The following is a 7,133-nucleotide window of genomic DNA, read 5'->3' as shown; positions in this document are numbered from 1 at the left end:
CGCTGCCGTCCGCAAGCACGATGGGCGCCATGCCGGTATAGACCGGGCGGGGTCACCCAGGCGTCCAATCTCAGAAGCGCCGCGGCGCCGCCGGCCGCGGGCGTGAACGCGGAGTCGAGGCGCGAGCGCATGTCGCCGCCGGCCGCGATGAAGGCGGCGATCAGCGCCAGGAACAGCGCGGAGCGGATCGCGTAAGGATCCTCCCGATCGGTACGCGGGGCAGGCCAAGAGGGTTTCAGCTTGGCGACGAGGCGCGCGAGGCGCTGACGGTGCAGCGTCCAAAGATGGGCGGTCTCTTCGCGCGGTGCGGTGCCGAGCGTGTCCTCATAGGATGAAGCGGGCCGGTGCTTGATCTCGGCGTCGCGCTCGAGACGCCTGAGCGCTTCGGCGCGGCTCGGCAGGGCGATCCTGACGAGCGGCAGGAAGGAGACGATCAGCGCCACGCCAAAAGCGCCGAGCAGGATCTTGTGCGCGATGGGCGGCAGCAGGCTCCAGCCGCCGAGCAGCGTAAACACCAGGAAGCACGACACCACGACGAAGGGCCACAGCAGCCCCTCCCAAGCGCGCTCGGCGAAGAGCGCGAGCCAGCTCAGGCGTACGCGGGTCTCGAAGCGCTTCTTGAGCGCTTTGGCTTCCGCGGCGTCTTTGGTGCTGGTGCTGGAGCTTGTGGGTCTCGCCATGATCCGATTTTTCTAGCACAGGCTCGGCCCATGCCCAGATTACATCACGGTAATTTGGGGGTCCAAGCGGGCAAAATGGAGGCCTTTTATTGGGGTGATTGCGGGTCAGAGCCAGTCGGGCAGGCGCTCGGCCGAAAGCATGTCCTCGTAGCTCGGCCGGGGCCGCGTCACGCAAAAGGCCTCGCCCGAGACCAGCACCTCGGGCACGAGCAGCCGGCTGTTATATTGGGAAGCCTGCACCGCGCCATAAGCGCCCGCGGTCATGATCGCGATCAGATCGCCCGCATGCAGTTCGGGCAGGGGCCTCGCGAGTGCCAGATAGTCGCCGGTCTCGCACACGGGGCCGACCACGTCGGTGATGCGGGTGAAGGTTTCCGGCGTGGACTCGATCACCGGCAGAATCTGATGATAGGCCTCGTAGAGCGTCGGACGGATGAGATCGTTCATGGCCGCATCGACGATGGTGAAGGTCTTGTCCGGGTCCGTCTTCACGTAGAGCACGCGTGACACGAGGATGCCGGCATTGCCGGCGATCATGCGGCCAGGCTCGAACAGCAGCCGCACGTCGAGATCGCCCATCGCCTCGTTCACGAGCCGTGCGTAGTCGGTGGGCAAAGGCGGCGCGGGCTCGTCGCTGCGATAGGGGATGCCGAGCCCGCCGCCGAGATTGACGAAATCGATGGCGAAGCCGGCGTTGCGCAGCGTGCCGACAAGTTCGGTCAAAAGGGCAAAGGCGTTCTTGAACGGCGCGAGATCGGTGATCTGGCTGCCGATATGCATATGCACGCCAACCGGCGCGATGCCGGGCAATGTGGCCGCCTGGCGGTAGAGCGACAGCGCCTGCTCGAAGGGCACGCCGAACTTGTTCTCCGCGCGCCCCGTGGAGATCTTGTGGTGGGTTAGCGCATCCACGTCCGGGTTCACGCGGAAGGCGATACGCGCGGTCAGACCTTTCCGCTCCGCCACCTCGCTCAGCGCGCGCAATTCAGGCTCCGACTCCACGTTGAAGGCGTAGATGCCGGCGTCCAGCGCGAACGCCATCTCCTCCTTGGTCTTGCCGACGCCGGAGAAGGCGATGCGCTCGCCCGGAACGCCGACCGCGAGCGCGCGGCGCAGCTCGCCCTCGGACACTACGTCCATGCCGGCGCCGAGATTGGCGAGCGTCTTAAGCACGCCGAGATTGGAGTTCGCCTTGATGGAGTAGCAGACGAGGGTGTCGGGCCGCGCTTCGAAGGCGCCCGTGAACACCTTGTAGTGCCGCTCAAGCGTCGCGGAGGAATAGCAATAGAACGGGGTCCCGACGGTGTCGGCCAACGCGCATAGGTCGACCTCCTCGGCGTGAAGCACATTTGCGTGGGACACGCCGCGCCGGTAGGCGAAATGGTGCATGAGAAGTTACAGGGTCTATTCGATCAAACGGTCGAGGATCGGCAAGCGGCGGTCCGGCGCCGTCGACATCTTGGTCGCCGGGTCAGCCTTGACTTCCGGCTGGCTCGGCTGCGGCCGGTCCAGCGAGCCGCGCCGCCCGCAGGCCGAAAGTCCGACGGCGGTTACCAGCGCCAGCGTTATCAGGATGCGCATAGCGCTTCCCATGGTCGTGCCCCTGTTGGTCAAGGCCATCTCCCGCGGCCCTTTCCCAACCCTTTTATCGCGAGAGGCCGTCCTTCTCCAAACGCTTTATCCACCGCCTCGCCTCCCGCCGCACGTTGGCAGGGGCGGTTCCGCCTTGGCTTTTGCGGCTTTTCGCCGACCGTGCGGGGTCGAGAATGGAAAAGACGTCCTGGGTGATCCGGGGCTCCACGGCCTGCAGCTCGGCAAGGGTCAATTTCTTGAGATCGGCGTTCTTTTCCTCGGCCATGGCCACGATTCGCCCGGTGACATGGTGGGCCTCCCGAAAGGGCATATCCAGGGTCTGCACCAGCCAGTCGGCCAGGTCGGTGGCGGTGGCGTATCCGCGGCCGGCCGCCTTTTTCATGGCCTTGGCGTCAATGTCGAGGTCGCCCACCATGCCGGCCATGGCGGCGAGGCCGAGCTTCAGCGCATCGAGCGCATCGAACACAGGCTCCTTGTCTTCCTGCATGTCCTTGGCGTAGGCGAGCGGCAGGCCCTTCATCACCATGAGCAGCGCCTGAAAGGCGCCGGCAATGCGCCCGCTCTTGGCCCGCACCAACTCGGCCGCGTCCGGATTGCGTTTCTGCGGCATGATCGAGGAGCCCGTGGAGAACGCGTCCGACAGCCGCGCGAAGCCGAATTGCGGCGAGGTCCACAGCACGATCTCCTCCGCGAGCCGCGACAAATGCATGGCGGCGATGGCTGCCGCCGCCAAAGTCTCGAGCGCGAAGTCCCGGTCGGACACCGAATCGAGCGAATTCGCCGTCGGCCTATCGAAGCCCAGAGCCTTCGCCGTCATGTTCCGGTCGATGGGGAAGCTGGTGCCGGCGAGCGCCGCGGCGCCGAGCGGCGATTCATTGAGCCGCTTGGCGGCATCGTGAAAGCGGCTGCGGTCGCGGGCGAGCATTTCCACATAGGCGAGGCAGTGATGGCCGAAGGTGATGGGCTGGGCCGTCTGCAAATGGGTGAAGCCCGGCATGACCGTCGCTGCTTCTTCGAGCGCCAATTTCGCCAGCGCAAATTGAAGCGCAGCGAGCCCGGCCTCGATTACGGCGATCTCGTCGCGCACGTAGAGCTTGAAGTCGGTGGCGACCTGGTCGTTGCGCGAACGCGCGGTGTGCAGCTTGCCGGCCACGGGGCCGATCAACTCTTTCAGCCGGTGCTCGACGTTGAGATGGATGTCCTCGAGCGCTCGCGTGAATTTGAAGTCGCCGGCCTCGATCTCGGCCAGAATTTGGTCGAGACCCTTCGTGATCTCGTCAGCATCCGCGGACGAAACGATGCCGGTCGCCGCGAGCATGGCGACATGGGCCTTCGAGGCCTCGATGTCGTGGCGCCACAGCCGCTTGTCGAAGTCGATGGAGGCATTTATCTCCTCCATGATCTCAGAAGGCTTGCGGCAAAGCGGCCACCCCACATGGTGTTGGTCATGATCGTCCGGCCTAGCAGGCAAAGTTCGAAGAGGATGACGTGAACGCTTCCAACAAACGCAAGCACGCCGCGTCGCCGGCCAGGTATCTGATCGCCGCTGCGATCGCCGCGATTGCCGGGTTCGGCACGGTATATTTGCTTTTGGCCCCCTCTGACAATGGTTCGGGCCCGGTATCCGCCCCCTCCACGGCAGATAAGACCGGGGCCGCGAGCGGCGACGCGAGCCCGCTCAAAGGCCTGAACACGGGGGACATGGCCGCTTTTGTGGTACGGCCGAAGCCGGTCCCGCTGCCGGCGTTCAGCTTCGACGGTCCCGGCGGGGAGGGTCAGAGCGCGGCCGATCTCAAGGGTAAGGTGGTCCTCCTCAATATCTGGGCGACCTGGTGCGTGCCCTGCCGCGAGGAGATGCCCCAGCTCAACGCCCTCCAAGCAGAGCTCGGCGGGCCTGACTTCGAGGTGGTGGCGATCAATATCGACAAGGGCGGCGCGGACAAGGCGAAGGACTTCTTGGAGGAGACCGGGGCGAAGGATGTCGCGCTCTATGCCGACCCCTCGGGCAAGCTCTTCGCCACGCTGAAAGTCGTGGGCATGCCGACCACGCTCCTGCTCAACCCGCAAGGCGAGGAGATGGGCCGGCTGGTTGGGCCCGCCGATTGGGCCTCGCCGGAGGCCAAGAAACTCATCGAAGCGGCGATAGCCGCCGCCGAAGGGTCGTCCTGATGATCGCCGAGCCGGAAGAGATCGTCCGGTACTGGTTCGAGGAGCTGTCGCCGAAGGCGTGGTATGGCGCGCCGGCAAGCGTCGATGCGGAGATCACGGTGCGGTTCGGCGAGACATACGAGACGCTGAAGGATGCCGTCCCGCCCGGTTGCTCGACGACCCTGAAGGCGTGCCTCGCCGCAATCCTCGTGCTCGATCAGTTTCCCCGCAACATGTTCCGGGGCGCGCCCCAGGCCTTCGCTACTGACGCGCAAGCGCTCGCCTTGTCGCAGCGCGCCATCGCCGAGGGCCTGGACATGAAGCTGCCGCCGGAAAAACGGTGCTTCGTCTACATCCCCTTCCAGCATTCGGAAGACCTGGCCGTGCAGAGGCGCTCGCTCGAACTGTTCACGGCGCTCGGCAATCCGGAAAATCTCGACTTCGCCCGGAGACACGAAGCGATCATCGCGCGCTTCGGCCGCTTTCCCCATCGCAACGCGAGTCTCGGCCGGGAGTCGACGCCGGAGGAGGAAGCGTTCCTGAAGCAGCCGGGCTCGTCGTTCTGACGCGCGCTATTGCACGGGTGAGACGGCGTCTTCCTCGAGACGGTAATTGTAGGAGCACGTCTCTTCCGCCGGCTTGTTGCACGGCGTGCCGGCGGTGGTCACGTGCATGGTGCGCGTTTTGCCGCTCGACGAGAACTTGTAGCCCTTGACGAAGTCCTCGAAGACCTTGTCCCAGCCGTCGCCGTTCCAGAAATAGAGTTGCAGCATGCAGCCGTTCGGGTTGCACGCGGGGTTGGCGCCGCCCTCGCATTTGATCTTCGCGTAATCGGCGATCCAGTCGGAACCGCCGTCGGCGTCAGGTCGTCGCCGCGGAGCGCCGCGGTCGTTTCAGGCTTGCCGCCCTGAGCGCGGCAGACTTCCGCGGCTTCCGCGATGGTCTCGGCGATCTCCTCGGGCGGGTCCTCGGCGTAGGCCACGGTCGCGCCGAGCTGTGTCAGGCAGACGCAGAGAGCGGCGCCGAAAGCAAAGTGACGGGACAGGATCAATTGGTGGCGCTGAACAGGATATCCGGAAGATCGGCCGTCTTGATCGGCTCGGTGATCTTGGCGAAGGACGGCGCATCCGGCGCTTCGGCCTTGCTGCGGCGTCCGCAGATCACTTCGCGCAGATGCGCGGGGCCGTCGGCGACCTTGGCTTGGAGCGCGAGGCCGTCGAGACTGGTGCCGAACAGGGACTTCCAAAAATAGCGATTGAAGCCGTTCTCCAGGAGCTGCGCGGCGCGGGCATTGCGCACCCGGGTCGACGGCTCGCCGAGCACCACGGCCACGAGCTTGCGGCCGTCGCGGGTGGCACTGACCACGATGTTGAATCCGGAATCGCAGATGAAGCCGGTCTTCATGCCGTCGGCGCCAGGAAAGCTGATCAGAAGTCCGTTATGGGTGCGCAGTTGCTTCGGCCCGACCTGGACATGGGTTTGCGCGAAGATGTCGGCATGCTCGGGGAACTCGATTATGAGCGCGCGGGCGAGGCGGGCGAGGTCGCGGGCAGTCGTGTATTGATGCTCGTTGGGCAGACCGTGCGGGTTGGCGAATTGGGTGCTGGTCATGCCGAGCCGCTTGGCCGCCGCGTTCATGCGGGCGATGAAAGCCTCCTCGGAGCCGGCAACGGTCTCGGCCACCATGACGGCCACGTCGTTGGCCGATTTGACGATGATCACCTTGATTGCCGTCTCCAAATCGATGGACTTGCCGACGGGGAGGCCGAGCTTGGTGGGGGCCTGCTTCGCGGCGTTTTTCGTGCAAATCACCGGCGTGTCGGGTTTCACCTCGCCGTCCTTGAGCGCGTGGAAGGCGACATAGGCGGTCATCAGCTTGGTGAGCGAGGCGGGGAACCACGGCGCGTCTGGATCCTCGGAGTAGAAGACCGTGCCGTTATAGGGCTCGAAGACGAGGGCGGGGCTGGCTGCGGCGATCGACGGCGCCAAAAGGGCGATTCCGGCAAATAGGCTAAGAAAAGCGCGCCTCAGCATGAATCCCTCTTCCCCTCGAGTCGACGCATTGCGCCTGAAAGGCCGACCGTCGCCCCAGTGTGGGGACCGGCGGTCCAGGTTGCGAAATTGGTGGGCTCCCCTAGCCCCCGGCAGTCCACCCCAATAGTCACGCGAATTTCGACTGTTCCGTGACGGACGTGAAAAACTTTGGGCCGTCCGCCGGCAAAACTTTGCTGGACCCAGGATTGTCGGGCCCCGCGGGAACAGTCGAATCGGTCGGCAGCCACCGGTTCTGGCGCCAGACTAACGCGCCCATTCGGTTTCGCAACCCGTGGCGCGCGATTCGTCTGGGATGTCAGGATAGTTGCGCGACGATCCACTGAACGGCGGCCGGCAAGTCGGCGACCGTCGCCGTGGGGTGCGGGGCAAACCGGGTCTCGTCGCCGTCGCGGTATTTCCCGGTGCGCACGAGCAGCGCGCATCCGAAACCGGTGTTCAAGCTGCCCGCCACATCGGCCTCCGCGTCGTCGCCGACCATCACGGCCTCTGCGGGGGCGCAACCCATGCTGGTGAGTGCGCTGCTGAAGAAATCCGGCGACGGCTTGCCGAGAACGGTCGCCTCTTTCCCGGTCGCGTATTCGAGTGCTGTGACGAACGCGCCCGCATCGAGGCTGAGCTTCCCGTCGTCGCCTTGAAGGTGCGGTTCTTGGCGAGCGC

At 65.3% G+C, this 7,133-nt stretch carries 8 protein-coding genes and 1 pseudogene; 2 read left to right on the top strand and 7 right to left on the bottom strand.

Features of this window, described 5'->3' with window-relative positions; all coding sequences use genetic code 11:
- The 4 genes and pseudogenes from AUC71_RS09045 to argH form a co-directional block, all read right to left on the bottom strand.
- Window positions 1-680 (bottom strand): DUF4175 family protein (locus tag AUC71_RS09045; RefSeq protein ID WP_141701573.1); only part of this gene is annotated, 680 nt, incomplete at its 3' end.
- A 105-nt stretch (window positions 681-785) separates the two neighbouring features.
- A complete protein-coding gene (lysA, locus tag AUC71_RS09040; RefSeq protein WP_069624004.1) occupies window positions 786-2,069 on the bottom strand; it encodes a diaminopimelate decarboxylase in 1,284 nt (427 codons plus the stop codon).
- A 15-nt stretch (window positions 2,070-2,084) separates the two neighbouring features.
- The gene (gene lptM / locus AUC71_RS09035; RefSeq protein ID WP_158007771.1) at window positions 2,085-2,261 is read right to left on the bottom strand and encodes an LPS translocon maturation chaperone LptM; all 177 of its coding nucleotides are present in this window, start codon (window positions 2,259-2,261) and stop codon (window positions 2,085-2,087) included.
- A gap of 64 nt (window positions 2,262-2,325) precedes the next feature.
- Window positions 2,326-3,722 (bottom strand): annotated as a pseudogene (argH, locus tag AUC71_RS09030) (argininosuccinate lyase).
- Window positions 3,723-3,761: 39 nt separating this feature from the next.
- Here argH and AUC71_RS09025 point away from each other — a divergent pair.
- The gene (locus AUC71_RS09025) at window positions 3,762-4,442 is read left to right on the top strand and encodes a TlpA family protein disulfide reductase (protein ID WP_069624002.1); all 681 of its coding nucleotides are present in this window, start codon (window positions 3,762-3,764) and stop codon (window positions 4,440-4,442) included.
- Window positions 4,442-4,987 (top strand): DUF924 family protein, encoded by a 546-nt coding sequence (locus AUC71_RS09020; protein WP_069624001.1) that lies wholly within the window; start codon window positions 4,442-4,444, stop codon window positions 4,985-4,987. Before AUC71_RS09025 ends, AUC71_RS09020 begins: the two co-directional genes overlap by 1 nt.
- 6 nt (window positions 4,988-4,993) lie before the next feature.
- Here AUC71_RS09020 and AUC71_RS09015 read toward each other — a convergent pair whose 3' ends face one another.
- The 3 genes from AUC71_RS09015 to AUC71_RS09005 all read right to left on the bottom strand — a co-directional run.
- A complete protein-coding gene (locus AUC71_RS09015; protein WP_069624000.1) occupies window positions 4,994-5,194 on the bottom strand; it encodes a hypothetical protein in 201 nt (66 codons plus the stop codon).
- Between the two features lie 274 nt (window positions 5,195-5,468).
- Window positions 5,469-6,455 carry a D-alanyl-D-alanine carboxypeptidase family protein gene (locus AUC71_RS09010; RefSeq protein WP_083238223.1) on the bottom strand — a complete coding sequence of 329 codons (987 nt, stop codon included), beginning with the start codon at window positions 6,453-6,455 and terminating at the stop codon, window positions 5,469-5,471.
- A gap of 316 nt (window positions 6,456-6,771) precedes the next feature.
- Window positions 6,772-7,133: HAD hydrolase-like protein (locus AUC71_RS09005; RefSeq protein WP_244500869.1), on the bottom strand; the 362-nt coding region annotated here is incomplete at its 5' end.

Source organism: Methyloceanibacter marginalis (assembly GCF_001723295.1).
Classification (GTDB): domain Bacteria; phylum Pseudomonadota; class Alphaproteobacteria; order Rhizobiales; family Methyloligellaceae; genus Methyloceanibacter; species Methyloceanibacter marginalis.
The sequence above is the reverse complement of the archived record's forward strand: the minus strand, read 5'-3'. Positions and strand labels throughout refer to the sequence as shown.